This is a genomic window from Sulfuricella sp. T08 (genome assembly GCF_000971475.1).
Classification (GTDB): domain Bacteria; phylum Pseudomonadota; class Gammaproteobacteria; order Burkholderiales; family Sulfuricellaceae; genus Sulfuricella.
This window is the reverse complement of record NZ_DF967522.1, coordinates 105,348-130,562: the sequence shown is the minus strand read 5'-3', so window position 1 is coordinate 130,562 and position 25,215 is coordinate 105,348. Positions and strand designations below refer to the sequence as shown.

At 56.1% G+C, this 25,215-nt stretch carries 26 protein-coding genes and 1 riboswitch; of the genes, 22 read left to right on the top strand and 4 right to left on the bottom strand.

What is annotated here, in order from left to right:
- Window positions 1–8 precede the first annotated feature (8 nt).
- The gene (locus SCT_RS01035; RefSeq protein ID WP_059417904.1) at window positions 9–5,711 is read left to right on the top strand and encodes an Hpt domain-containing protein; all 5,703 of its coding nucleotides are present in this window, start codon (window positions 9–11) and stop codon (window positions 5,709–5,711) included.
- Here the strand turns inward: SCT_RS01035 and SCT_RS01030 are convergent.
- Window positions 5,692–6,519, bottom strand: a complete 828-nt coding sequence (locus SCT_RS01030; RefSeq protein WP_059417902.1) for an undecaprenyl-diphosphate phosphatase — start codon at window positions 6,517–6,519, stop codon at window positions 5,692–5,694. The two genes, SCT_RS01035 and SCT_RS01030, sit on opposite strands and share 20 nt — an antisense overlap.
- 3 nt (window positions 6,520–6,522) lie before the next feature.
- On the bottom strand, window positions 6,523–8,394 hold the full coding sequence (thiC, locus tag SCT_RS01025; RefSeq protein WP_059417899.1) for a phosphomethylpyrimidine synthase ThiC: 1,872 nt from the start codon (window positions 8,392–8,394) through the stop codon (window positions 6,523–6,525).
- Between the two features lie 173 nt (window positions 8,395–8,567).
- A riboswitch (TPP riboswitch) is annotated at window positions 8,568–8,671 on the bottom strand.
- A gap of 68 nt (window positions 8,672–8,739) precedes the next feature.
- Between thiC and SCT_RS01020 the strand changes: the two genes are divergently transcribed.
- Together SCT_RS01020 and SCT_RS01015 are read left to right on the top strand one after the other, a co-directional pair.
- Window positions 8,740–9,399, top strand: coding sequence for a protein-L-isoaspartate O-methyltransferase (locus SCT_RS01020; RefSeq protein ID WP_059418281.1), 660 nt, complete (start codon window positions 8,740–8,742; stop codon window positions 9,397–9,399).
- A gap of 84 nt (window positions 9,400–9,483) precedes the next feature.
- Window positions 9,484–10,818: a TolC family outer membrane protein gene (locus SCT_RS01015; RefSeq protein WP_082098119.1), complete on the top strand. Its 1,335-nt coding sequence runs from the start codon at window positions 9,484–9,486 to the stop codon at window positions 10,816–10,818.
- A 145-nt stretch (window positions 10,819–10,963) separates the two neighbouring features.
- On the opposite strand, the gene waaA is transcribed toward SCT_RS01015, so the two are convergent.
- Both waaA and waaC read right to left on the bottom strand, forming a co-directional pair.
- Window positions 10,964–12,265, bottom strand: a complete 1,302-nt coding sequence (gene waaA / locus SCT_RS01010; RefSeq protein ID WP_059417897.1) for a lipid IV(A) 3-deoxy-D-manno-octulosonic acid transferase — start codon at window positions 12,263–12,265, stop codon at window positions 10,964–10,966.
- Window positions 12,262–13,305, bottom strand: coding sequence for a lipopolysaccharide heptosyltransferase I (gene waaC, locus SCT_RS01005; RefSeq protein ID WP_082098118.1), 1,044 nt, complete (start codon window positions 13,303–13,305; stop codon window positions 12,262–12,264). The genes waaA and waaC overlap by 4 nt, the downstream gene beginning before the upstream one ends.
- 318 nt (window positions 13,306–13,623) lie before the next feature.
- Between waaC and SCT_RS01000 the strand changes: the two genes are divergently transcribed.
- The 19 genes from SCT_RS01000 to SCT_RS00910 all read left to right on the top strand — a co-directional run bounded on the left by SCT_RS01000 (window position 13,624) and on the right by SCT_RS00910 (window position 24,661).
- Window positions 13,624–14,385, top strand: a complete 762-nt coding sequence (locus tag SCT_RS01000) for a glycosyltransferase family 2 protein (RefSeq protein ID WP_059417894.1) — start codon at window positions 13,624–13,626, stop codon at window positions 14,383–14,385.
- Window positions 14,382–15,401 carry an NAD-dependent epimerase gene (locus SCT_RS00995; RefSeq protein WP_059417892.1) on the top strand — a complete coding sequence of 340 codons (1,020 nt, stop codon included), beginning with the start codon at window positions 14,382–14,384 and terminating at the stop codon, window positions 15,399–15,401. The genes SCT_RS01000 and SCT_RS00995 overlap by 4 nt, the downstream gene beginning before the upstream one ends.
- A complete protein-coding gene (gene rfbB, locus SCT_RS00990) occupies window positions 15,398–16,468 on the top strand; it encodes a dTDP-glucose 4,6-dehydratase (protein ID WP_059417890.1) in 1,071 nt (356 codons plus the stop codon). The genes SCT_RS00995 and rfbB overlap by 4 nt, the downstream gene beginning before the upstream one ends.
- Window positions 16,465–17,340 carry a glucose-1-phosphate thymidylyltransferase RfbA gene (rfbA, locus tag SCT_RS00985; RefSeq protein ID WP_059417887.1) on the top strand — a complete coding sequence of 292 codons (876 nt, stop codon included), beginning with the start codon at window positions 16,465–16,467 and terminating at the stop codon, window positions 17,338–17,340. The genes rfbB and rfbA overlap by 4 nt, the downstream gene beginning before the upstream one ends.
- The gene (rfbC, locus tag SCT_RS00980; protein ID WP_059417885.1) at window positions 17,340–17,885 is read left to right on the top strand and encodes a dTDP-4-dehydrorhamnose 3,5-epimerase; all 546 of its coding nucleotides are present in this window, start codon (window positions 17,340–17,342) and stop codon (window positions 17,883–17,885) included. The genes rfbA and rfbC overlap by 1 nt, the downstream gene beginning before the upstream one ends.
- A 174-nt stretch (window positions 17,886–18,059) precedes the next feature.
- A complete protein-coding gene (locus tag SCT_RS00975) occupies window positions 18,060–18,464 on the top strand; it encodes a nucleotidyltransferase domain-containing protein (RefSeq protein WP_059417881.1) in 405 nt (134 codons plus the stop codon).
- The gene (locus tag SCT_RS00970) at window positions 18,454–18,867 is read left to right on the top strand and encodes a DUF86 domain-containing protein (RefSeq protein ID WP_059417879.1); all 414 of its coding nucleotides are present in this window, start codon (window positions 18,454–18,456) and stop codon (window positions 18,865–18,867) included. Before SCT_RS00975 ends, SCT_RS00970 begins: the two co-directional genes overlap by 11 nt.
- 10 nt (window positions 18,868–18,877) lie before the next feature.
- On the top strand, window positions 18,878–19,195 hold the full coding sequence (locus tag SCT_RS00965) for a nucleotidyltransferase domain-containing protein (protein WP_059417877.1): 318 nt from the start codon (window positions 18,878–18,880) through the stop codon (window positions 19,193–19,195).
- On the top strand, window positions 19,192–19,656 hold the full coding sequence (locus tag SCT_RS00960; RefSeq protein WP_059417875.1) for a hypothetical protein: 465 nt from the start codon (window positions 19,192–19,194) through the stop codon (window positions 19,654–19,656). The genes SCT_RS00965 and SCT_RS00960 overlap by 4 nt, the downstream gene beginning before the upstream one ends.
- A 23-nt stretch (window positions 19,657–19,679) precedes the next feature.
- Complete coding sequence (locus SCT_RS00955) at window positions 19,680–19,997, top strand: nucleotidyltransferase domain-containing protein (protein ID WP_059417873.1); 318 nt, start codon at window positions 19,680–19,682, stop codon at window positions 19,995–19,997.
- Window positions 19,990–20,376 carry an HI0074 family nucleotidyltransferase substrate-binding subunit gene (locus SCT_RS00950; protein ID WP_082098117.1) on the top strand — a complete coding sequence of 129 codons (387 nt, stop codon included), beginning with the start codon at window positions 19,990–19,992 and terminating at the stop codon, window positions 20,374–20,376. Before SCT_RS00955 ends, SCT_RS00950 begins: the two co-directional genes overlap by 8 nt.
- 12 nt (window positions 20,377–20,388) lie before the next feature.
- A complete protein-coding gene (gene rfbD, locus SCT_RS00945; protein ID WP_059417869.1) occupies window positions 20,389–21,396 on the top strand; it encodes a dTDP-4-dehydrorhamnose reductase in 1,008 nt (335 codons plus the stop codon).
- 201 nt (window positions 21,397–21,597) lie between these two features.
- A complete protein-coding gene (locus tag SCT_RS00940; RefSeq protein ID WP_059417867.1) occupies window positions 21,598–21,852 on the top strand; it encodes a type II toxin-antitoxin system Phd/YefM family antitoxin in 255 nt (84 codons plus the stop codon).
- Complete coding sequence (locus SCT_RS00935; protein WP_059417865.1) at window positions 21,849–22,127, top strand: type II toxin-antitoxin system RelE/ParE family toxin; 279 nt, start codon at window positions 21,849–21,851, stop codon at window positions 22,125–22,127. Before SCT_RS00940 ends, SCT_RS00935 begins: the two co-directional genes overlap by 4 nt.
- Before the next feature lie 90 nt (window positions 22,128–22,217).
- Complete coding sequence (locus SCT_RS00930; RefSeq protein ID WP_202812093.1) at window positions 22,218–22,517, top strand: nucleotidyltransferase domain-containing protein; 300 nt, start codon at window positions 22,218–22,220, stop codon at window positions 22,515–22,517.
- Between the two features lie 101 nt (window positions 22,518–22,618).
- A complete protein-coding gene (locus SCT_RS00925; protein ID WP_059417862.1) occupies window positions 22,619–22,867 on the top strand; it encodes a DUF4160 domain-containing protein in 249 nt (82 codons plus the stop codon).
- A gap of 12 nt (window positions 22,868–22,879) precedes the next feature.
- On the top strand, window positions 22,880–23,155 hold the full coding sequence (locus SCT_RS00920) for a DUF2442 domain-containing protein (RefSeq protein WP_059417860.1): 276 nt from the start codon (window positions 22,880–22,882) through the stop codon (window positions 23,153–23,155).
- A gap of 228 nt (window positions 23,156–23,383) precedes the next feature.
- Window positions 23,384–23,659, top strand: coding sequence for a UDP binding domain-containing protein (locus tag SCT_RS00915; RefSeq protein WP_059417857.1), 276 nt, complete (start codon window positions 23,384–23,386; stop codon window positions 23,657–23,659).
- Window positions 23,660–23,824: 165 nt separating this feature from the next.
- A complete protein-coding gene (locus tag SCT_RS00910; RefSeq protein ID WP_059417856.1) occupies window positions 23,825–24,661 on the top strand; it encodes a Wzz/FepE/Etk N-terminal domain-containing protein in 837 nt (278 codons plus the stop codon).
- Window positions 24,662–25,215: the final 554 nt, after the last annotated feature.

The following is a 25,215-nucleotide window of genomic DNA, read 5'->3' as shown; positions in this document are numbered from 1 at the left end:
CGAAGAGCATGGCCACCGAGTTGGACATCGGCCCACTGAGCTGGGTCAAAGGCGAAATCGACCAGGCATTGGACCAGGCCAAGCAGAATCTGGCGGGATTCTTTGGCAACCCCGACGATCTTTCTCCGCTACGCTATTGCCTGACTCACCTGCATCAGGTGAACGGCGCCATCCTGATGGTCGGCCTGGAAGGGGCTGCGCGCGTTAGCGGTGAAATCGAAAAGCTGGTGGCCGCTCTGGAGAAGCAGGAGGTTACTCCATCCGCCGCCAATATCGAAGTCCTTAACCAGGCCATTGCTGCGCTCTCCAAGTATCTCTCCAGTCTGCTTGATGGCGAGCCGGATGTGCCGCTCAGGCTCTACCCTGTGTATAAAAGTTTGCGCCAGGCACGTAACTCCTCGGATTTTGCCGAAAGCGACTTGTTTTTCCCGGATCTGTCCGCGCGCGCACCGAAGGATGTCAATGCGAAGCCAGTGAGTGAGGCCGAACTGCAAGTGCTGGCCAAGGCTGAGCGTGCGCGCTTTCAGGGGGGGCTGCTTAAATTCCTTCGCACGCCGGGCGACCCGGCGGGAATGGAGGCGATGCGCGAGGCATTGCTGGTCATCGAACGAGCTCAGAGCTTGCCGGCGCAACGAACCTTCTGGTGGTCCGCGGGGGCTCTGATAGAAGGTTTGCTCAACAAGGGTTTGAGTCCCGACTTCGAAGCCAAGCGCCTGCTTGGCAGGATTGATCAGCAGATTCGCAAGCTGGCAGAATCCTCGTCCAAGGTGGCGGAACACCTGCTGCGCGATCTGCTATACCGGGTGGCATGTAGTCAGCCGGTGAGCGAGCGGATCAAGCAGGTCAAGCATGCATTCGATCTGGATAGCTGTTTGCCGCAGGCGGCCACTGCTGCAGCGGTCGATGCAACTCGGCTCCAGCCCCTGCTTCGGGAACTGAAGGAGCTGCTGACGCCGGTCAAGGAGTTGTGGTTGAAATTCACAACGGGCCATAAAGAAAGCCTGAAAAATTTGCAGGAGCCCTTAGGTCGGCTGGTAGAAAAAAGTCTGGTGCTGGATAACCGCCCTTTGCATGGTCTGCTCTTGCAGACGCAAGCGCTCGCAGCAACTCAACCGGGGCAGGACAGTGCCGGGGAAATACTAGCGATAGAAGTGGCTACGGCTCTGCTGCTGGCGGAGAATGTGCTGGAAAACTTTGCCCAGTTCAATGATGAAATGGCAACGCAGCTGGAAATCCAGACCAAGCGTATGTCGGCTGTTTTAAGTGGCCGCCCGGAGGAAATCGATGCAGCGGGAATCCCGCACCTTGGCGACATCAGCCGCAAAGCCCAGGAAAAACTCCTGTTGGCTCAGGTTGCGCATGAAATTCAGGTAAATCTGCGACGGATTGAGGAAGTGCTGGATGTGTTCTTCAGGGACACGACCAAGCGCGAGGGTATTCCCTCTCTCGAATCCGTCCTGAAGCAGATATCCGGTGCCCTGACAATTCTCGACCTTGGAAAGGCGGACAAGCTGCTTGGTATCTGCCATTCCAGTATCCAGCGCTTTGCCGATCCAGCTTATGAGCCGAGCCCGCAGGAGCTGGAGGGGGTGGCTGAAGGCCTGAGCAGCCTGGGTTTTTACATCGAAGAAGTTCAGTATGGACGTGCAGATGCGGAAAATATTATTAGCCGGACTCTGTCTCGCCTGACGGGAGAGCCGGAGGAAAAAACGGCTGCACCTCAAGAAGAAATCGAGGAAACTCGTGCGGATGAAAGTATCGAAGCCAGTCTGTATAAGCAAAAACAACTGGCGCAGGAAAGCTTCCAGGAGTGGCAGGCTAACCCCGAGGATTTGGCAGCACGCCAGAAGCTGGAAAAATCGCTGAACGGACTGGCTCATGACGCCGATCTGGTGGCTGATTTGGAACTGAAGGAACAGGCCGCCACAGCGAGGCGTCTGCTCGATGAAGAGCAGGGAGTGCCCGCTCCCGGGCTGGCGAGCGCGGTTGCTGCCCTGGTCGAGACCAAAATACCCGTAGCGCCATCGCAAGAAACCGAACGTTTGCTGGACGCCTCCGAGGAAGCGGTCGACGCGGAAATGCTCGAGATTTACCTGGAAGAAGCGACCGAGGTACTGGCTACTGTCAGCGAGAATTTGCAGGCCTGCCATGAGCAGCCTCGCGACCGCGAGGCCCTAAACACGATCCGTCGTGGCTTTCACACCCTGAAAGGCAGTGGACGCATGGTCGGTCTGACGGATCTGGGGGAGGTTGCATGGGCGGTCGAACAGGTGATGAACAAATGGCTGCAGGATGAGAGAGGCGCAACACCCGCACTGCTGAATTTTATCGAGCAGGCATGCACTGCGTTCGGGCAATGGGTGGGGCAACTGCAGAGCAAAGGCTCGGTGGTTGTCGAGGCCGATGCCCTGATGGCCTCGGCAGAGCAGTTAAAGAGCTGTGAGGAAATGGCTGAAGTTGTGCCGCAGGTCAGTGCAATGCCAGCTGCCGTCGAGGAGGAACTCGCTCCCGCAGAGGAGTCTTCTGAACCCGCGGAAGAAATTAGCTTGCCAAGCTTCGATGTGGTTGAGGAGGGTACAGCCGAAATTGGCATTCCAGTCATGGAAGAGCCTCTCACCTTCGAACCGCAGCCTGAAGAGGCGGTGACGGAAACTGTCGAGCCGGTCGAGGAAATCAGTTTGCCGGTTATGGACTTCGATTTCATCGAAGAAGCGGCTTCCGAAATGGCTGCACCTGCTGTTGAAGAATCTCCAGGGGCAGAAGCGTTGCCTGCTGAAGAGATTATGCTTGAAGCTCCGGAGCTGGATGAAGAAATTAGCCAGCCTACCTTCGAAGCCATTGAAAAGGATGAAATAGAGGCGCCAGTCATTGAGGAGCATACTTCTGTGGTCCCTGATTTGGGGGCGGACGAGATAGCACCTGAGTTGTTGCCAGAATCCGAGATTGTGATTGGCGATGTCACCCTGCCGAGTGCGCTTTTCGACATTTTCATGAGCGAAGCCAAGCAGCGGGTTGCGGTTCTGCGGGAAGAACTGGCGCGTCTGGAAGATCAGCCGGACATGCCGATTCGGGAAGATTTCATGCGCGCAGCCCATACCCTGTGCGGCATTTCCCGCACCGTGGGATTTCCGGCATCGGCCCAGCTTAGTTTTGAACTGGAGGAATGGCTCAGGGAAATGCTGGAGCACCCACGGCCGGCCAATGGGAAGCAGGTCAAAGTGACCGGTGACGCCGTCATCGCGCTGAATAAGATGGTGCAGACGGTCGAAGACCAAAAAATGCCGAAACCGGCAAAGCAGGTAGTGCGTTCGCTGCAAGCGTTGGTTAAAAAATCGCGTGCGGACGGCGAAAAGGCCGCATCATCGGCTCTGGCAGGGCGCGCGACAGCAGCATTCGTGAAGCCAGCCGAAATCGTGGAGCCAATTGCCTCATTCCCCGAGGTGGAGAGGCGAGCCGAAGTGGTTCGGACAGCGGCGTTTGAGGTGCCGATGCCGACATCCCGCGATGACATCGATTTGGATATCCTGCCCCTGTTTCTGGAGGAAGCGCAGGACCTGTATCCGCTGGTTGGTACTCAGGTACGTACTTGGCGGGAGAAACCTGCGGACGGGCAGACGCCGCAAGATCTGCAGAGGTCGCTGCATACCTTCAAGGGCAGTGCCCGTATGGCCGGCGCGTTGCAGTTGGGTGACCTGGTACACAACATGGAAACCCGGGTGGTTGATTCAACGGAGGCAGGGGCTCCGGCTGCCTCCTTGTTCGATGAACTCTTCACCTATTTTGACAAGATCGGCGACTTGCTGGACCGCCTGCAGGCTGGGCCAGAAGCTCCAATATCTGCGGAAATCGAGGCGGGTCAACCGGATATCCAGCCGCTTCCATCATCGGTAAAACCTGGCGCGCAACATTTGCGGGTGCGTGCAGATATTCTGGACCGGCTGGTCAACGAAGCGGGTGAGATCAGCATTGCGCGCTCCCGTGTCGAAGGCGAGATGCAGGGCTTCAAGCAGTCGTTGCTAGAGTTGACGGAAAACGTCATCCGCCTGCGCAACCAGGTGCGCGAAATTGAAATCCAGGCGGAAAGCCGGATGCAGTCCCAGGCAAATCAGACCGGCGGCGTTGCAGAGACGTTCGATCCGCTTGAGTTCGACCGATTTACCCGTTTTCAGGAGTTGACCCGCTTCCTGGCCGAGAGCGTAAACGACGTCGCTACGGTGCAGCAGAGCTTGCTGAAGAGTTTGGGTGAAGCCGATGCTGCGTTGCTGCAGCAGGCACGGCAGAACCGTGAATTGCAGCAAGAACTGATGCACATCCGGATGGTGCCGCTATCCAGCATTACTGATCGGCTCCATCGCATCGTGCGGCAAACAGCCAGGGAATTGGACAAAAAGGCGAGCCTGGAGATAAAGGGCGGAGACGTGGAGCTGGACCGAAGTGTGCTGGAAAAAATGACGGCACCATTCGAACATCTGCTGCGGAATTCGCTCGCTCATGGCGTGGAAAGTGCTGCAGACAGGATTCGTGCCGGCAAGCCGGAAGCCGGGGCTATCCGCATCGAGGCGCGCCAGGAGGGTAATGAAATTGTGCTGACCCTGGGGGATGATGGGGCCGGATTCAATATGGAAGCGATTCGTAAACACGCAGTCCAAATCGGCAAGCTCGAGGCAGACAGCGATATGCCCCCCGCCCGGCTGGTCGACATGATCTTCGAGCCCGGATTTTCCACCGCCCAGGAGGTGACCCAAGTTGCCGGGCGTGGTGTTGGTCTGGATGTGGTGCGCAGCGAAATCGCCGGTCTCGGCGGACGTGTCGAGGCTGTTCCCGGAGAGCATGGCGGCGCAAATTTCAGCATTTATTTGCCACTTACCCTTGCCGTAGCACAGGCCGTATTGGTACGTACCGGCGAAAAAATTTATGCCTTGCCATCGGCGATGGTGGAGCAGGTTAAGGAGTTCAAAACAGCCGGATTGGAGGAGATTCAGCGGAAAGGTGAGATTGAGTGGCAGAACAACCGCTATCCGCTGTTCTATCTGCCGCGACTCCTGGGCGATCAGGAGCAGATGCCAGAGAAGCATCGTTACGCCATGACGCTGCTGCTCAGGAGCGGTAGCCAACGTGTCGCAGTGCAAGTGGATGAGATTCTGGGCAACCAGGAAATCGTTATCAAGAATATCGGGCCGCAGCTTGCCCGCGTACCGGGTGTTGCAGGGGCGACGGTGCTGGGTAATGGCCAGGTCGCGCTGATTATCAACCCTGCGCCGCTGGTGCAGCGCATTGCTATGCAGGTTCCCTCCACCGGTGCGGTGGCGCCCATGGTGCCGATAGTGGAAGCCGTTGTGCCGACCATCATGGTGGTCGACGATTCCCTGACGGTGCGCAAGATCACCACCCGTCTGCTGGCGAAGGAAGGTTATCAGGTGGTGACTGCCAAGGATGGCGTGGACGCCTTGCAGCACTTGCAGGAGATTCTGCCAGACGTCATGCTGGTGGATATCGAAATGCCGCGCATGGACGGTTTCGAATTGACCAAGAATGTGCGCAGCGACCCAAAGACTGCGCATATTCCGATCATCATGATCACCTCGCGGACTGCGGAAAAGCACCGCAACTACGCTATGGAGCTGGGCGTCAACGCCTACCTGGGCAAACCTTTCCAGGAAGATGAGTTGCTGGGCCACATCGCCGGATTCATCAAGAAACCGACCAGCTGACCACACCGGTGTAGGCGGTCAGCAGTACGATAATGCCGAAACCGATGCGGTACCAGGCAAAGGCAGAAAAGTCGTGGCGGCTGATGTAGCGCAACAACCCCTTTACCGCGAAGAAAGCGCTGATAAATGAGGCCACCCCGCCCACCGCGAACATTCCCAGATCATCCACATTCAGCAGGTGCCGGTATTTGATCAATTCGTAAGCGGTAGCGGCAAATAGCGTCGGGATCGCCAGGAAGAAAGAAAATTCGGTGGCTGCCTGGCGCGAAAGACCGAAGAACAGCCCGCCAATGATGGTCGCACCCGAGCGAGAGGTGCCGGGGATCAGTGCCAGTGACTGCGCCAGCCCGACTTTCAGCGCATCGCGCCAACCCATGTCATCGACCCTCTCGACGCTGATTACATGCTTGCGTCGTTCCGCCCACAGAATCAACAGTCCCCCGACAATGAAGGCCAACGCTACCGGCACCGGCTTGAACAGAAATTGCTTGATCTTGCTGGCGAACAGCAGGCCGAGAATTGCTGCGGGCATGAAGGCCACAGCCAGATTGAACACAAAGCGGCGGGCCTCCTCTGTTCCCTTCCGCAGGCCCGAGGCAACGTCAAACAGCCGGGAACGGAATTCCCAGCATACCGCGAGGATCGCCGCAAACTGGATGACGATCTCGAACATTTTGCCCTTGTCGTCGTTGAAATCGAGCAGGTCGCCCACCAGGATCAGGTGACCGGTGCTGGAAACCGGCAGGAACTCGGTGAGACCCTCGACGATGCCGAGGATCAGGGCTTTGAGCAGAAGTACGGAATCCATTTATCAGGCTTTCTGGTAGAGTTTGGCGCCGGTATTTACGAACTCCACCGACTTTTCCTGCATCCCTTTTTCCAGTGCCTCGTTTTCAGAGACGCCCTGAGCCGCCGCATAGTCGCGTACATCCTGGGATATCTTCATCGAGCAGAATTGCGGACCGCACATCGAGCAGAAGTGGGCGACCTTGGCCGAGTCCTTGGGCAGGGTTTCGTCGTGGAATTCGCGTGCCTTGTCGGGGTCGAGGCCGAGGTTGAACTGATCGTCCCAGCGGAATTCGAAGCGCGCTTTTGAAACCGCGTTGTCGCGGATTTGCGCTCCGGGGTGGCCCTTGGCGAGGTCGGCAGCGTGTGCGGCGATCTTGTAGGTGATGATGCCGACGCGCACGTCTTCCTTATCGGGCAGGCCGAGGTGTTCCTTGGGCGTGACGTAGCACAGCATGGCACAGCCATACCAGCCGATCATGGCGGCGCCGATGCCGGAGGTGATGTGGTCGTAGCCGGGAGCGATATCGGTAGTGAGCGGCCCCAGCGTATAGAATGGGGCTTCTTCGCAGTGCTTGAGCTGGAGCTCCATGTTCTCCTTGATCATGTGCATCGGCACGTGGCCGGGGCCTTCGATCATGGTCTGGACATCGTGCTTCCAGGCGATCTTGGTGAGTTCTCCCAGTGTTACCAGCTCGGCGAACTGCGCTTCGTCATTGGCGTCATACAGTGAACCCGGACGCAGGCCGTCACCGAGGCTGAAGCTGACGTCGTAAACCTTCATGATCTCGCAGATATCTTCGAAGTGGGTGTAGAGGAAATTTTCCTTGTGGTGCGCTAAACACCATTTGGCGAGGATGGAGCCGCCACGCGAGACAATGCCGGTCATGCGCTTGGCGGTCATCGGCACGTAGGCGAGTCGCACCCCGGCGTGGATGGTGAAGTAGTCCACACCTTGCTCGGCCTGTTCGATCAGGGTGTCGCGGAATATCTCCCAGGTCAGATCCTCGGCCTTGCCGTTTACTTTCTCCAGCGCCTGGTAGATCGGCACGGTGCCGATAGGAACCGGTGAGTTGCGGATGATCCATTCGCGGGTTTCATGGATGTTCTTGCCAGTTGATAGGTCCATGACTGTGTCTGCACCCCAGCGGATGCCCCACACCATTTTTTCCACTTCGTCGTGGATCGAGGAAGCAAGGGCGGAGTTGCCTATGTTGGCGTTGATCTTGGTGAGGAAATTGCGACCGAGAATCACCGGCTCGAGTTCGGGATGGTTGATATTGGCCGGGATGATGGCGCGGCCACGGGCAATCTCGTCGCGCACGAACTCCGGCGTAATGATTTTTGGGATGGATGCGCCGAAACTTTCGCCGGGGTGTTGACGGGTGATCAGGTCGGAAAGGTTGTCGCGGCGCTGGTTCTCGCGAATGGCGACAAATTCCATTTCAGGGGTAATGATGCCCTTGCGCGCGTAGTGCATCTGGCTGACGTTCATGCCGGATTTGGCGCGGCGCGGGGTGCGGTGCAGGTTGAAGCGCATGTCTGCCAGGCTGGGATCATCCAGGCGCTTTTGGCCATAAGCTGAAGTCAATCCGGGTAGATTCTCGGTGTCGTCGCGTGATTCGATCCAGGGTGCGCGGATGGCTGGCAACCCTTGGCGGATGTCGATTCTGACTGCCGGATCGGTGTATGCCCCCGAGGTGTCGTACACATAAATCGGCGGGTTTTTTTCTGCGCCCATGCTGGCCGGGGTGTCGGACAGGCTGATTTCGCGCATCGGTACGCGGATGTCGGAGCGAGAACCTTGCACGTACACCTTGCAGGAATTGGCGAAGGGTTGTACCGCAGCTTCGTCGACGCGAGCGGTCTGGTTCAGGAATGTTGGGTTGGCGTTCATGATGGTACTCCTTGGAAAATCGCGAGGAGCATTGTGCCCCGCAAGGGGACTCCGACGTTTCACCCGCAAGGGGTAGGCCGTGGTTGTTGTCGCTTTAGCAGCTATACAACCACGCTCTACGGCCTGATCCTACACGCCCCTTCGGGTCACATAGGACGAGATTCCGTGAAGATCGTCTGGCAACAATACTTCCCTACGACGGCATTACCCGTATCAGGTTCAGAGGGTATTTCTCACCGGCTTCAGGTTGTTTAAGCGCGGACCCCTAGCAAAGTGTGTGAAACTAATGGAAATGTGGAATAATTGCAAGTATTAGCATAACCTTAATTTCGGAGGGATATGAACATGGACATTGAACAGGCCCGTTTTAATATGGTGGAGCAGCAGATTCGTCCATGGGATGTACTGGATCAGGATGTGCTGGACTTGCTGCGCCAGGTTCGGCGCGAGGATTTTGTTTCCGAACAATACCGCGAGCTGGCTTTTTCCGACATGGAAATTCCCCTCGGCCACGGTGAAGCGATGCTGTCGCCCAAGCTTGAGGCAAGAATCCTGCAGGAAGTTGGCGTGAAAGCCACGGACCAAGTGCTGGAAGTGGGCACCGGCAGCGGATACATGACCGCCTTGCTGGCGCGCATGGCCCACAGGGGCTTAGTGCATAGTGTGGAAATCATCCCTGAATTCTCCTCGCGAGCCATGGCTATACTTAGGGAGCATGGCATCACAAATATTACCCTGGAGGTGGGGGATGCCGCCCGTGGATGGAAACAGGGCGGACCCTATGACGTGATTGTGCTTACTGGTTCGGTTCCAGTATTGCCGGAGGCGTTTCAGGCAGATCTGAAAGTTGGCGGCAGACTGTTTGCCGTGGTTGGGGAGTCACCGGTCATGGAGGCCCAATTGATTACCTGCGTTGCCAAAGGCGTGTATCGCACGACCAATTTATTCGAGACCAGCGTCCCGCCTCTGAAGAACGCAATGCAGCCCCAGCGCTTCGTATTTTAAAAAGTTTCTTTGCTGCCAATCAACTGGCTGACCTGTCGGTCAGTATGTGTTGGCCGCTGTCGTCGTTGTTCTGAGGAATAGAAAATGAAGTCTCGCGTGACATTCCGCTTACCGGGCATCAGGATGAAATCCTTGCCTCTCGCGCTTCTTGTGCTGCTCGCCAGCCCTGCCTATGCCGCCAATCTGGTAGAGGTGTATCGCGAGGCGCAGCAGCAGGATGCGGCGTATGCCTCGGCGCGTGCCGCCTATGAAGCTGGCCAGGAAAAGGCGCCACAGGGCTTGGCTTTGCTGCTCCCAACAGCGAGCCTGAGCGCGGATACCACCGGCAACCGGGTGGACCGCGGCGGCACTACCACTGACTTCAATTCCCACAGCTACAGCCTTTCCCTTAGCCAGCCCGTCTACCGCAAACAGAATTTCGCGCAGTACGAGCAATCCAAAAGCCAGGTTGCTCAGGCCGAAGCGCAGTTTGCCATCGCCCGGCAGGACCTGATCGTCAGAGTCGCACAGGCCTATTTTGACGTTCTGCTCGCCCAGGACAATGTTGCCTTGGCCGGCGCACAGAAGGCCGCCATCGGCGAGCAACTGGAAATGGCCAAGCGCAACTTCGAGGTTGGCACAGTCACCATTACCGATACTCACGAGGCCCAGGCGCGATACGATCTCACTACGGCTCAGGAAATTGCCGCGCAGAACGACCTCGAAATCAAGAATCGCGCTTTGCAACTGATCCTCGGCAAAATTCCGGCGCACCTCAATGCGTTGAACAACAAGCTTCCTCTTGTCCTGCCCGAGCCCAATGATATGACGAAATGGGTCGAGCAGGCCGAACAGCAAAGTCCGCAGATCGCTATCCAGCGCGCTGCACTTGAAATTGCCAGCCAGGAAGTTGAAAGAAATCGTGGCGGCCACTATCCCACCCTTGATCTAGTGGCGTCCTATCGGGACAGCACCAACGCCAGCCTGAGTTTTGGTGTTGGCGGCGAGATTAAGAGTTCGGCGATCGCCCTCCAACTCAACCTGCCAATCTACCAGGGCGGAGCGGTGAACTCGCGGGTGCGCGAAGCCTTGGCCAACAAGGAAAAAGCCCGCCAGGATCTGGAACTGGGCAATCGACAGGCCGCATTGCAGACCCGTCAGGCTTTTCTTGGTGTGACCAGTGGCTTGGCTCAGGTGAAGGCTTTGGAACAGGCGCTGGTTTCGAGCCAGAGCTCTCTCGACTCCACCCGGCTGGGCCAGGAAGTGGGGGTGCGTACCAACGTGGACGTGCTCAATGCCCAGCAGCAGCTTTACACTGCCAAGCGTGATTTGTCCCAGGCACGCTACAATTACATTCTCAGCCAGCTCAAGCTCAAGTCTGCGGTAGGCGCGCTGCAAGACGAGGATGTCGAACAGGTCAATCGCTGGCTGGCTGGGTGAGTGAGGGGTGATGAGCGCATGTAGGTTGGGTTAGGCGCGGCTTTTTGCGACGTAACCCAACAAACCCAAACTTCCTTCTAAAGGTGGATTTTGAGGTTTTAGGTTTGTTGGGTTACGCGATGAAGCCGCTAACCCAACCTACATATCACCCCTCACCCAAAAATGTTTCTATCAAAGCCACCAACCGTTCCGTTGCTCCGCGATGTCTGTCGGAAAACGCAAGTGTCGCAACCGACATGGCTTTGATTTTCTCCGGCGCCTTTAGCAAATCCCCAACCGTTAGCACCAATTCATCGGCATTGGCTACGCGTAACGCGGCGCCAGCCTGAACGGCAAGTTCGGAGATTTCCGCAAAGTTGAAAGTGTGGGGGCCGATCAGGACCGGCTTGCCCATCGCTGCCGCTTCGATCAGATTCTGGCCACCGAGCGGCAGCAGACTGCCGCCGACGAAAGCGATATCGCAGGCAGCGTAATAGGCAAACATCTCTCCCATGCTGTCGCCCAATAGGACTTGGGTTTCCGGGGCGACAGGCTGGTCTTGCGAGTTGGGCGACAAGTCGCCCATCCCTGCGAACCCCAGTTCAGAGCGGCGTTGAAAACGGATGTTGCGCTGCGTCAGCATATTCGCCACTAGGTTGAAGCGCTGTGGATGGCGCGGCACGATGACGATGAGCAGGTTGGGGATGTCGATTTTTGCAAACGCTTCCATAATCAGCACTTCCTCGCCTTCCCTCGTGCTGGCGGCAAGGAACACCGGGCGTGTAGTCCCGAACTGTTCCCGCAGGTTTTGTCCCAGGTCGATCGCGCCTTGCGGTACGGCCACATCGAACTTGAGGTTGCCGGTGATTTTCACCGCAGGTGCGCCCAATTCGAGCAATCGGCGTGCATCCGTCTCGGTCTGGGCGGCAATCGCCGACAGTGCTTGCAAGCTGACACGGCTGAGGCTTTTAAAGCGGCCATATTTGCGCGCCGATTTTTCCGACATCCGCGCGTTGACCAGCAATAGCGGCACCCCGACTTCCTTGCAGGTTTGCACCAGGTTGAACCAGATTTCGGTTTCCATCAGCAGCCCGATTTTTGGCTTGAAGTGGCGGAGAAAGCGTTTTGCCGCAAACAGAAAATCATAGGGCAGGTAGCATTGCAGCACGTGATCGCCGAACAGCTGACGGCCGGTTTCCCGGCCAGTGGGTGTCATATGGGTGAGCAGGATACGGTGCCCCGGATAGCGTGCCTGCAATTGGGTGACCAGCGGCACGGCGGCACGGGTTTCTCCCACTGATACGGCGTGCAGCCAGATCAGTGGAGCGGCCGGCTTGCTGCGATAAAAACCAAAACGCTCGCCGATATGGCGCAGGTATTCGGGCTGGCGCCGGGATCGCCATAACAGGTGGAACAGAATGTAGGGCAACAGCAGGTAAAGCAGCAGGGTATAAAGGCGGCGAATCAAAGCAAGCGCCCTTCACGTTTGCTTCCTCTCCCCTCTGGGGAGAGGGTTGGGGTGAGGGGCGGCACCTGAGTGCTTGTAGATAATTTGACCATGCAATTCAGGGCGTCGATCACGCTTTCCGTGTCGGGCGGGGTGCCCGCTCTGCCCAGGTTGATGGCCTGTCCGGAAGAAACATGAAGGCCGGTCAGGCCGGGTTCGGAGGCGCAGTAAATGGCGATGGTCGGCACGTTTAGTGCCGCCGCCAGATGGACCAGGCCGGTGTCCACGCCGACCACTGCGACGGAGTGTGAAAGCAGCGTTGCGGCTTGTCCGAGGGTGAGCGCAGGAGGAACAACGCTCGGTGAGATTTCTCCCTCCAGCCGCTGGCTGCGCAGCTTTTCTGACGCGCTGCCCCAGGGCAAAATGCAGGCAATTCCCTTGTTGGCAAGGGAAGCGCCCAATGCTATCCAGTCGGCTTCTGGCCAGAGCTTGTCGTCGCGGCTGGTGGCGTGCAAAAGGACGACGAAGGGCGTTGTCGGCAGCCAGGGCAGGGAAAGGGATGGTGCCGCGATGCCATAGTTCACCGGGTCATCGGGGGAATAGCCGAAGGTGAGGCCGGCCAGCAGGCGATTTCGCATAACCGCGGGCTGATTTTTTTCGACCCTCAGTGTTTTGTCATAGAACAGCGCAGCCAGTGGTTCGCGGGCGCTTTGTCTGTCGAATCCGCAGTGGGCGCCTTGGGCAAGGCGGGTAATGACTGCGCTTTTGATCAGCCCTTGGGTGTCGAGCACTACGTCATATGTCTTGCCGCGCAGGTGTTTGATGAAGGCCGATATCTCTGCGTGTACGCTGCGGCTGAACAGGTTTTTGCGCCAGCGCCGCACGGCGACGGGAATGATTTCCTTCACGCCCGGATGCAGGGCTGGAATACCGGCGAAGGATTCTTCCACCACCCAGTCGATTTCGGCTTCCGGGAAATGGGCGCGAATGTCGCTGACCACGGGCAGGTTGTGGATCACATCCCCCATCGAGGAGGTTTTGACGAGCAATATCTTCGGCATCGCGGTATTTTAGCCTAGAATATGGGCTTGAGGACTCGCTAATGGATAAGTTGGACATACGTTGCTGCATATTCGGGATGGATGCAAGGCGCGAGGTGCAGCGAATGGTTGTTCCATTCGCAAGCCTTGCAACGCCGCAGACGCCCGAATACGCGACAACCCTTCGGGCTGGGGCTGGTTGGGGTGCATTCCGGTGTTGCGAGCCGCTTGTTGTGAATGGCACAACGGCGCGTCTCGCGCCTAGGACTGCACCCCAACCAGCCCCAGCGTATGCCCAACTTATCCATTAGCGAGTCCTTATTTCGGCAGATAGTGCGGATGCAGCAGAACCCCCCCTTGTCGGTGGTCATCATTGCCCTGAATGCGGCAAGCCAGATCGAGGCTTGCCTGAAAAGCGCCGCTTTCGTTGATGAAGTCGTGGTGGTCGATTCCGGCAGCCGGGATGATACCCGGGAAATCGCGTTAAAATATGGCGCTCGGGTGCTGCACCAGGACTGGCTCGGATTTGGCCGGCAAAAACAATTTGCGGTCGAACAGGCCAGCCATGACTGGGTGCTGTGTCTGGATGCGGACGAGCGGATCAGCGACCCGCTACGCGCAAGCATAGTGGAGGCGCTGCAGGCGCCGCGCTTTCGAGCCTATCGGATGCCGCGCTGCAATCGCTTCATGGGCCGCTGGCTCAGGCATGGCGAGGGCTATCCCGACTGGAGTCTGCGCCTGTTTGATCGACGCGTTGCCAACTGGAGCGAGGACGTGGTTCACGAAAAAGTGCTTACCGATTCACCGGTTGGCAGTTTGCTGGGTGATTTGCTGCATGAGTCGCAGGAAAGCCTCGCCGCCTATCTGGAAAAACAGAATCGCTATACCAGTCTGCAGGCGGACGAGTTGTGCAGGCGAGGAAAACAGGTTTCATTCGGACGATTGGTGGCCAGTCCGTTGCTTAGATTTGTGAAGTTCTATTTTCTCCGGCTCGGCTTTCTCGATGGCTTTCCGGGGTTGGTGCATATCGCTATAGGATGTTTCAACAGTTTTGTGAAATACGCGAAACTGTATGAATTGAACAAAAAGGGGAAATCTTGAAAGTTTTAATTACCGGCGTGGCCGGCTTTATCGGCATGCATGTTGCCCAGCGTTTGCTGGCGCAGGGTGTCGAGGTGGTCGGCATCGACAACCTCAACGATTACTACGATGTCCAGTTGAAGGAAGATCGCCTGAAGCAGCTCATGCCGCTCCCGGGCTTCCGCTTCGTCAGGCTGGACATGGCCGAGCGCGCTGCAATGGAAGCGCTGTTCGCCACGGAAAAATTTCAGCGCGTCGTCAATCTTGCGGCACAGCCCGGCGTACGCTATTCGATAATAAATCCCCATGCCTACGTCAACACCAACATCGTGGGTTTCTTGAACGTGCTCGAAGGCTGCCGCCATAATGGTGTGGAGCACCTGGTTTACGCCAGCAGCTCCAGCGTCTATGGTTCCAATACGCATATGCCGTTCAGCGTGCATGACAACGTCGATCACCCGGTTAGCCTCTACGCCGCCACCAAAAAATCCAACGAACTGATGGCCCACACCTACAGTCACCTTTATCGTTTGCCGACCACCGGGCTGAGATTTTTCACCGTTTACGGGCCTTGGGGCCGGCCGGATATGTCGCCTTCCCTGTTTGCCAGCGCGATTCTTGAAGATCGGCCGATCGACGTATTCAACCAGGGCAAGATGCAGCGCGATTTCACCTATATTGACGACATCGTAGAGGGCGTGGTGCGGGTACTGGATAAAGTTGCGGAACCCAACCCGTCATTCGACCGGGATGCCCCCGATACCGCCAGCAGCGATGCGCCTTACCGGATCTACAATATCGGCAACCATGAGCCGGTGGAGTTGATGACATTCATCGAAACCATCGAAAGCGCCTGCGGCAAGAAGGCCGTCAAGAACATGCTGCCGATGCAGGATGGCGATGTGGTCGCCACTTATGCGGATATCGAGGAACTGAGCCAGGCGGTTGGCTTTGCACCGCACACGCCGTTGAGCGAAGGGGTAGCGAAGTTTGCCACTTGGTTCAAGGGTTACTACGGGGAGCGCGCGACAAAATGATCCTGGTTACCGGCGGTGCGGGCTTTATTGGCTCGAATTTTATCCTGGACTGGATTTCAGCTACCAGTGAATCAGTCGTCAATCTGGATAAACTGACCTATGCCGGCAACCTGGAAAATCTCGCCAATCTGAAAGACGATCCTCGGCATGCTTTCGTCCAGGGCGACATCAACGACCGAACACTGGTGGCCAAGCTGCTGAGCCAACACCAGCCCCGCGCCATAATTCATTTCGCCGCGGAAAGCCACGTCGACCGATCCATCCACGGCCCTGGCGAATTCATCCAGACCAACATCAACGGCACCTTCAGCCTGCTGGAAGAAGTGCGGGCTTACTGGCAGGTGTTGCAAGGTGAAGAAAAAGCCGCATTCCGCTTCCTTCACGTTTCCACCGACGAGGTGTACGGTTCGCTTGGTGCTAACGATCCGCCGTTCACTGAAACCACGGCATATGCGCCGAATAGCCCCTACTCCGCCTCCAAGGCGGCGTCCGATCACCTGGTGCGGGCTTACCATCACACCTACGGGCTACCAACGCTGACCACCAACTGCTCGAACAATTACGGTGCATACCAGTTCCCGGAAAAGCTGATTCCCCTGATCATCCTTAATGCCCTGAACGGCAAGCCATTGCCGATTTACGGTGACGGAATGAATGTGCGCGACTGGCTTTACGTAGGTGATCATTGCGCCGCAATCCGTACCGTGCTGAGCGGTGGCCGGTTGGGCGAAACCTATAACATCGGCGGCTGGAACGAGAAAACCAACCTCGATGTGGTGAACACCGTGTGCGCAATTCTCGACGAGCTGAAGCCCGCTGCTGACAGCAAACCCTATGCTTCCCTGATCACTTATGTGAAGGATCGTCCCGGCCACGATCGCCGCTATGCCATCGACGCGCGCAAAATCGAGCGCGAGCTGGGCTGGAAGCCGATGGAAACCTTCGAGACCGGCATCCGTGAAACCGTGGCATGGTACCTCGACAACATGGGCTGGGTGGAGAGCATCGTCAGCGGCGAATACCAGAAATGGATGAAAGCGAATTACCAGAATCGGGAGGTTCCATGAAAGGAATTGTCCTCGCCGGGGGCTCCGGCACACGCCTGCATCCGGTCACCCTGGCGGTTTCCAAACAGTTGCTGCCGGTGTACGACAAGCCGATGATTTATTACCCCCTGTCCACGCTGATGCTGGCCGGGATACGCGACATCCTGATCATTTCCACGCCTCAGGATACGCCGCGCTTCGAGCAATTGCTGGGCGATGGTGCGCGCTGGGGTCTCAACATCCGCTACGCGGTGCAGCCTGAGCCGGAGGGCATTGCCCAGGCGTTCATTATCGGCGCGGATTTCATTGGCGATGAACCGTGTGCCCTGGTGCTGGGCGACAATATCTTTTACGGCCACGAATTGGCGGATGATTTGCAGGCCGCGGCGAAAAAGGACAGCGGGGCGACGGTATTCGCCTACCCGGTGCAAGACCCCGAACGCTATGGCGTGGTGGAATTTGATCAAGCCGGCCAGGCTCTTTCCATTGAGGAAAAACCACTCAAGCCGAAATCCCGCTATGCGGTGACCGGCCTGTATTTCTATGATAATCGAGTGGTGGAAATAGCGCGGTCGCTCAAGCCTTCTCCCCGAGGCGAGCTGGAGATTACCGACGTCAACAGGCTATACCTGAGCCAGGGGCGGCTGGAAGTGGCGGTCATGGGCCGCGGCATGGCCTGGCTCGATACCGGTACGCACGAATCCCTCCTGGAGGCATCTCAGTTCATCGAGACGATTGAAAAGCGCCAAGGCCTCAAGATCGCCTGCCCGGAAGAGATCGCTTACCGCATGGGCTATATTTCAGCGGAGCAACTGGAAAAACTGGCTATCCCATTGAGCAAAAATGGCTATGGGCGTTATTTGCAGGGGCTGCTGCAGGAAAGACTATTCTGATGAAGGTTATTCGGAGCACCATCCCTGATGTATTGATCCTCGAACCCAAAGTGTATGGCGACGAGCGCGGCTTTTTTTTCGAGAGCTACAATGAGAAAGTACTGGCGGAGGTGGCGGGGATTACGGCACATTTCGTTCAGGACAACCACTCCCGCTCGGCAAAAAATGTGCTGCGCGGCCTTCATTACCAGATCAAACAGCCGCAGGGAAAACTGGTGCGAGTGATTGCAGGCGAGGTGTTCGATGTTGCGGTGGATGTCCGCAAGAGCTCGCCCACCTTCGGGAAATGGGCGGGGTTCAACCTGTCGGCGGAAAACAAGCGCATGGCCTGGATTCCCCCGGGTTTCGCGCATGGCTTTCTGGTGTTGTCCGACTATGCTGAATTCTTGTATAAAACCACTGATTACTGGGCGCCTGAGCATGAACGCTGCATTGTCTGGAATGATCCGGACTTGGGTATACAGTGGCCGCTTGAAAACTCGCCAGTGCTTTCTGCGAAGGACTCGTTGGGCTCCCGTTTGCCAGATGCTGAAGTGTTTGCCTGAGTCCCTCTCATCAATCCTCTCCCGCTCGCAGGAGAGGAGGAAAACGTGAACGGCGCTGGTTTTGATTGGCGTTGGTTGTGATTTATAAGATGCAGATAGTATTATTGTGAGCGACCAACTATAAGCCTTTTTTGGAAAAGGCCATTTGGTGTTTCCCTAGGCGTCTCATACCCGATGAATAAATTGCAGTCCCAAATTATCGAAATGCTTCTTAATAGTCTGCCCGGCGTATTGGCGGTTTATCGTTTTGGTAGCTGGGGAACTCAGCAGGAGCGAAGGGAGAGCGATATCGATTTGGCGGTGTTGCCATTACAGCCCTTGCCCCCCCTTGTCCGCTGGGAAACAGCCCAAAAATTGGCGAAAATGCTTTCACGTGACGTGGATTTGGTAGATTTGCGAGCAGCATCAACAGTGATGAGGTCGCAGGTTGTGGCGCAAGGAGAGCGGCTCTATTGTCGCGATGAGGCTGTGGTTGGATTATTTGAGACCACGGTTTTTTCGGAATATGCCAGATTAAATGAAGAGCGGCGCGAAATCCTGGCGGATATCCGGGCAAGGGGAAGCGTGTATGCCGGATGACGTTTTGCTCAACAAGGCTGGAATTATTGAGCGGTGCCTTGCACGAATCGACGAAGAATATCGAGACCACGAAAATGAACTCGATACAGACTTCACGCGGCAGGACTCGATCATCCTTAATTTGCAGCGTGCTTGCGAGGCGGCTATCGATGCGGCAATGCATATTGTCCGTCTGAGGCGCCTCGGGGTTCCCCAGGAAAGTCGGGATGCCTTCGTTATGCTACATCAGGCGGGGATTCTGCCGAGCGATCTGTCCGAACATCTCCAGGCGATGGTTGGGTTTCGTAATATCGCAGTGCACGATTACCGGAAGCTTAATCTCGATATTCTACGAAGCATCCTGCAGCACCGCATTTCCGACTTCTTGGAGTTTTCGAAGATCATTCTGAAAATTGCTTTATGAAAGCAAAGATATGAGATTGCAGCCAAAAGAAGTGGATGCCATCGTGCAAGCTGCTCGCGATGCCTTCGCCCCCGGAACGGCGGTGTTTCTCTTCGGCTCGCGGTTGCAGGACGCGGCGCGCGGCGGTGACATTGATCTCCTGGTAGAAACGCCGGAGGCCATGTCGCCAGCTGAACTGGTGCAGCGCCGCACCCGTTTCGTATCCCGTATTTATCGAGCACTCGATGAGCAGCGCATCGATGTCGTGATTGCCACACGGGGCCAGAAAGACTCGCGTGCGGTGGTGGCTATGGCGAAACGTGATGGCCTGAAGGTGGCACAGGTATGAGTGCGACGGACAAGATCAAGGCGGCGATCTGGGAGGCGGATCGCCACGTGGAAACGCTCGCTGAAGCGCTTGCCGAGTGGGATCGTTCGCCAGCCACCTCATGGGAGGTGTTAGAGGCTGATCGTGTCAGGGTACGGATTGTCGACCAACTTCTTTTCCGCTTCATCAAATTGCAGGACACGGTAGGGGAGCGCCTGATTCCGGCAACACTCTCCATTCTGCGCGAGCCTTTTGAAGAGTGGCCCATGCGCGACCGGCTTAACCGCCTGGAAAAGATGGGTTACCTCAATGTTGAAAACTGGCTGGACTGGCGCGAGGTTCGCAACCGCATGGCTCACGAATATCCTGACCAGCCAGAGGTTCGTTTCGCCGCGCTAATGGCGGCAATTGACGCAGCCCGGTCTCTGGCCGCGCAGTACCAGGATTGGCTAGGCCGTCTGGGCGCCGCTGGATTGACGTGAAAATCCTTTAGAGGAATGGTGCCATGTTGCATGGTGATAAAGAACGTGAACTGGAAATCAAAGCAATGCTAAGACGGCAATTACAAAAAGCCGGGCCAATGCTGCTTGGTCATAAAGTATTCCTCTTTGGCTCCCGCGCCATGGGGGATGCCGGCCCCCGTTCAGACTTTGATGTGGGAGTGTTTGGGGGAGAACCCTTGCCCCTGCGCGATTACTTCGCGATCGAAGATATGCTCGACGCGTTGCCTACGCTCTACAAGATCGATTGGGTGGACTTCAATCGTGTCAGCCCGGAGTTTAGAGAATGGGCCATGAAGCAGATTGAGTTTCTGTATGAATAAGATGTGGATTCTGGCGGATTTTGAGAATGCGCTGATCCAGTTGCGTTCAGCATTGTCCCAACCCGCGAACTGCGATCTGCTAAGAGCAGGATGCATTCAGTATTTCGAGTTTACCTTCGAACTTGCCTGGAAGGCGATCAAAGCCGCATCTCGGGATGCCGGCCTTCCGGAATGCCTGTCTCCCAAGGCTTGCCTGAAGCAGGCCTTTGCAAGCGGCTGGGTCGATAGCGAAGAGGTTTGGCTTGAAATGCTGGAGGCCCGCAACAGGATGTCCCACACTTACAAGGTCAAGGATGCCTTGACTGTCTACGATTCCCTACCAAGTTTTATCCCGCCGCTGATGGGACTATGCTCGGCACTGAAAACGGCGAGCACCTGACGGAAGGGCGACATGAAAATTCTTCTAACGGGCAAGAATGGCCAAGTCGGGTGGGAACTGCAGCGCACCTTGGCCATTTTGGGCGACGTGGTCGCCGTCGATCGCCAGGGCATGGATCTGGCGAACCCCGACTCGATCCGAAACGCCATCCGAACAATCCGGCCGGATTTGATTGTCAACGCCGCTGCCTATACCGCCGTCGACAAAGCGGAGAGTGAGCCTGAACTGGCCATGGCGATCAACGGCATCGCGCCTGGCATCATGGCGGAAGAGGCCAGGCAGCTTGGTGCCGCAATGGTTCACTATTCCACCGACTATGTGTTCGACGGCACAAAAACATCACCTTACACCGAGGAAGATATTCCCAACCCGATCAGCGTTTACGGCAAAACCAAGCTTGCTGGCGAACAGGCGGTCCAGGCAGCGGGCATCCCGCACCTGATCTTCCGGACCAGTTGGGTGTATGGCCTGCGCGGCAGGAACTTCCTGCTGACCATCCTGCGGCTGGCCAAAGAACGGGACGAATTGAAGATCGTCGACGACCAGATCGGCGCCCCCACCTGGAGTCGGATGATCGCCGAGGCCACGGCGATCATTCTCGCCCAGTGCCTTTCCCTCCCCCCTTTGGAAATTGAAGATAGTGGACGACCAGATAGGCGCCCCCTCCTGGAGCCGGATGATCGCCCAGTGCCTTTTCCCCCCTTTAGGAAAGGGGGGCAGGGGGGATTTGCCCCAGTGCTGAGCGATCGCGGAGGTCTTTATCACCTCACGGCAGCCGGCCGGACTTCCTGGTACGGGTTTGCTAAAGCCATCCTTGAATCCGTGTCGCCTCAAGGAAACAACCTCTCACCCCTCATCCCTCATCCCTCACCGAACTTGATTCCCATCGCCACGTCCGAATATCCTTTGCCTGCCCCAAGGCCCCTGTATTCCATGTTGTCTTCCGCCAAGCTAAATCGGTCATTTGGTGTGGCATTGCCTGCCTGGGATGCTTCTTTAACGCTTTGCATGGAGGAATGACTGAATGGAGTCATCATCATCGTTAGTAACCTCTTATGCTTCGGGTTACCAACAATTTTAGGTGCGTCCCCTTTTCGCTCCTTCGCGCGGTTGCTTTTTATTTGAGCCAATTCGCGGGTATTCAATGGGTGAATGGGTGAAATTGTAAAGACCTGTTTGACGTGCTATTGTTAGTGCTTTAAACGTCTATAGGGGGCCATCATGACACATGTGATCTTGGCGGAAACGACAGCGAGCGTTTCTGAGTTGAAGAAGAACCCTATGGGTACCGTCGCGGCTGGCGATGGCTTTCCGGTTGCGATCCTCAACCGCAACGAACCGGCTTTTTACTGTGTCCCGGCGAAAGCCTACGAGGCGCTTATGGACAAGTTGGAAGACATGGAGCTTAACGCTATCGCCGATGCTCGCATGCGTGATGGAAAGGCAACAGTGAGAGTGACGCTGGATGAACTATGAATTTGGAATTCCATCCGGACGCGCTGGAAGAATGGGGCAAACTAGATAGATCGGTGCGCGACCAGTTCAAGAAGAAGTTGGAAGAACGGTTGGCAAATCCACGTGTTCCGGCTTCAAAACTGTCCGGACAGAAAGACAGATTCAAAATCAAACTTCGGAATGTGGGTTATCGATTGGTTTATGACGTCCGCGATACCAAACTTGTTGTTGTGGTCGTTGCAGTTGGAAAGCGCGAACGCAATGCAGTCTATAAAGCAGCCGCGAAGCGGTCATGAATTCAATTGCTACGCCGGTCAAAGATCGAAGGGTCTAACTCCAATTGTTCCCGATCGTTATTTCGAAGCTTCGGGGAAAGTTCAAAAAGCATGCGCCTGACTGACTACCAAATCCAAGCTATTCGCCAACTTGCTCGCCAAGTGGCGGGAAGCCAATCCCGCGTGCGAGTTTTTGGTTCCAGGCTTGATGACGCTGCGCGCGGCGGAGATCTTGACCTTATGCTTGAATTACCGGAACCCGTAGACAACCCCGCACTTATGGCCGCGCAGATGTCCGCTCAAGTGTCGCGCATCATGCACGGACGCAAAGTAGACGTACTGCTCTGCGCACCCAACCTCATGCGCCTGCCCATTCATGACATGGCATTCAAAGAAGGGGAATTGCTATGACTGAGATGGTCGGGGAAGACCTCAAATCGGCCGAGCGCGATGAACTGGTCAAGAAGCATGGCTACAAATCTTTCGACTATTATTTATGAATAGGGAACGGGATGCCTGAAATCTGCCGCTTCCTTGGCATTGTCATCAGCATGTATTTTGACGAGCACAATCCGCCGCATTTCCATGTCCGGTATAATGAATACCGTGCCGTCATTGCGATACGAAACGGGAATCTGCTGGACGGCCATTTGCCCGCCAGAGTTAGAGGCCTGGTCGAGGAATGGGCTGAGCAACATGGCGATGAACTGCTGTCCATGTGGGACTCGAAGGAATTCCACAAGGTGGAGCCGCTGGTCTGATGGAGGTGAAAAATGGTTGGTGTTCAGCAAGCAAAATATGCCGGTCAATACAAAGTCTGGCTGAAATTCAACGATGGCAAAGAGGGTGTAGTGGATCTCGCCGACATTCCGGGACGTTATCCAGCCGCAGCACCGCTTGTCGATGAAAGTGTGTTTTCCGCCTTCTACCTTGACGAATGGCCTACGCTGGCATGGTCATGCGGATTTGACCTTTCGCCAGAGCTTCTGTACGAGCGGTTGACGGGCAAGCCCCCCGTCTGGCTTGCTCAAATTGCCGTTGCAGCATAGACATTTTTGATGAATTCTGAATCTAAAATCTACATTACCGGTCACCGTGGCCTAGTCGGCTCCGCCCTCTGCGCCGCCCTGCAAACCCTCTCTCAAGGCCCCGCGTGCCGGACGAGCTCAATGAAGATATTGCATGGCGAATTGGCCGTGCGTTCGCAGCAGAGTTAAACCCGCGCACAGTCCCCCACCGCTAGCCACATCAAAGGCGCCACGGCCAACGCGCTTGGCTTGGCTTTCAAGGAAAACTGCCTGGACCTGCGCAATTCCAAGGTATATGACCTAATCAGGGAGCTTGAGAACTATGGGGTGAACGTTTCCGTCCACGAACCGGTTGCCGACCCGATTGAGCCCAATGCCGAGTATGGTATTATGCGCACTCTGTGGAGAGTGGGGGTACTTCCGGTTGCCGATGCGATTGTGCTGACCGTGGCTCACCAGAGATTTGTGTTGTTGCCTTTGCGTGATTATTTGGCGATTACAAAGGGGAAAAGCTATGTTTCATAGACGTCAATCGAAATTCGATGCCAACGTCCTTAACGGCATAGGATTCTCAGCATGGCGGCTGTGAATTGTAATTTATGGGCCTCGATTTTTAGTCATGCCAATGCCTTTTTGACTACGACCAGCACAGTCTGTGTTTAACTGAGATAAGAAAACCAATTGGGAAATATGCAGGATACTAACCGACAATCACCACCGGCAGACGATGAAATCAACCTGATCGCCCTTTGGCGCGTACTCGCCAGGCGCAAGGCGCTTGTTCTGGTCATGCCTGTGCTGTCGCTACTGGTGGCCGCCGTGTATCTTCTGATCACCCCGGCCATCTTCGAAAGCCGGGCGGTCATCCAAGTCGGACAAGTCGGACAAGTCGGACAAGTCGGACAAGTCGGACAAGTCGGACAAGTCGAGGTACCCGCCGTTCTGGTGCAGCGGCTCAAAGAGCAATACCGTGTAGACGACAAAGACCCGGCTACCGGGATGCCCAGGGTCGCGGACATCAGCCTGGACAAGAAAGGCGCCAGCAGTGCAATCACCATCCTGGCGCAAGGCTACAACGCAGCGGAGGCACAAAAACACCTCACCCAAGTGATGCAAGCCTTGCTGGCCGAGCACACAAAACTCTACAACCAGGCTATGAATGTCCAGCGCAAGCATTTGCAGTCGCTGGACAAGCGGATGCAGGCTCTGAATGAGTACATTGGAAAATTGTCTTTACATATCGAGGCCGTGCGCAAGCAAGATCCCGCCCAAGCCGCCATTCTCGCCATCGAAAAAGGCAAGCTGCTCACCGAAGCACCGAAGCTGGAGGCCGAATACGCCGCCCTGCAACTGGCCATGAGTGACATTCAGTCGCAGCCGACCAAACTGCTGCGAGAGCCCACTTTGCCTAACGGCCAGACCAAACCCAAGTCGAAATTTGTGCTTGTGCTCGCGCTTGTGCTTGGTTTTATGTTGGGCATAATCGTCGCCTTTATTGCCGAATCCCTGGCTAAGGCGCGGCAGTAGTTACGAGAATCGACAGTTTGAATATCGAAAAAGGCCGCCACGCGGCTAGGCTATCCCGTCCCGAGTTGCGGGGGAGCGTTATCAACCGCTTCCACGATGGCGCAATGGGGCTTAACGTACTTTAATGAATATTTTGGTAGGTATTTGGATGCTATCCATCCTAAAGGCATGCGGGCTTCGTGTCGCAAGAAGCTATTCGCTTTATAGTGACGACATGGCCGATGCATGTCTTTGATTTGATGAATCTGCCATATGAGCGATTTTCTTCACTGCGTACCCCTAACTCTTCACCCTTGATTAATATTGGTTGTGGCACGGATCAAACGATCCGAGAGGTAGCCGAACTAGTGAAATAAGTCGTGGGGTTTGCATGGAGCATCGTTTTCGATGAAAGCAAACCTGATGGAGCCCCACGAAAATTGCTGGATATAGGCAGGTTGGAGGCGCTAGGTTGGAAACCTTCGATGGGCTTCAAGAAAGGCCTTGGCCAATTTATGAAGAATTCATGTCAGGTATAATGTGAAGCTCCCGAGAGGCAATGATTTTATTTTAGA